The organism is Neoroseomonas rubea, assembly GCF_016106015.1.
Taxonomy (GTDB): domain Bacteria; phylum Pseudomonadota; class Alphaproteobacteria; order Acetobacterales; family Acetobacteraceae; genus Neoroseomonas; species Neoroseomonas rubea.
This window is the reverse complement of sequence record NZ_JACADQ010000698.1, coordinates 1-779: the sequence shown is the minus strand read 5'-3', so window position 1 is coordinate 779 and position 779 is coordinate 1. Positions and strand designations below refer to the sequence as shown.

Below are 779 nucleotides of genomic sequence, written 5' to 3'. Positions count from 1 at the left end.
GCGCAGCGCGCGCAGGCCGTCGCGGTGCAGCATGGCGGCGCGGGCACGGTCCCGCGCCTCGGGTGCCGGCGGCGGCGCGCTCGGCACTTCGGAGCCGCCGGTCAGCGCGCATCCGCCGCCGAGCAGGAGAATCGCGAGCAGCAAGATCCGCACGGCCGTTCCCGTTCGGCGCACGCCGCGGCCGGCTAGCACAGTGGGCGCCCCGCCAGGATCGCTGGGGTGGATGGGGATGATGGCGGCACGAGAGACCCCTACAGGTCCACTTGCGCCATGGCCACAGGGAACCGCGTTAGCGCCCGACACCCAGCGTCGGGTCGGTGGCGGGTAGCCCGAGCAGCGCATCGACGCGCTGCACCACGGCCGAGGTGACCGGGCGGTTCGCCGCGGCCTGGAGTTCCTGCGCCCGTGCGCGGGCGATGGCCTGGTCGCGCGCGACGCCGGGCGGCATCGAAAACGCCTCGACCATCGCTGCCTCGTAATCGGATACGCGGCCGACACGCGAATTGGGCGCCGCATTCTCCCGCGCGCGGGGGGAGGCATTGGCAGCGTTCAGGCCGCCGAGCGCGCTGGACAGCGCGCCGCGGTCACCGACGGCGCCTTGCGCCTGGCCGGGCGCGGAGCCGCTGCGGCCCGGCGTATCGCCGCGGCCGGAGGCCGACTGACCCGGCGCATTCGCGGAGTTGCCCGGCGACCCTCCGGCCTGGCCTGGGGCGCCCGCGGAGTTCCCCGCCGCGCCGCCGCCCTGGCCACCGCTGTTGCCCGGCGAGTCGCCGCCGGCG

The 779-nt window shown here is 76.6% G+C and carries 1 pseudogene; it reads right to left on the bottom strand.

Annotated features, from left to right (window positions below):
• Positions 1-289 precede the first annotated feature (289 nt).
• Positions 290-779: pseudogene (locus tag HW577_RS26785) on the bottom strand (hypothetical protein); the annotation flags it as partial.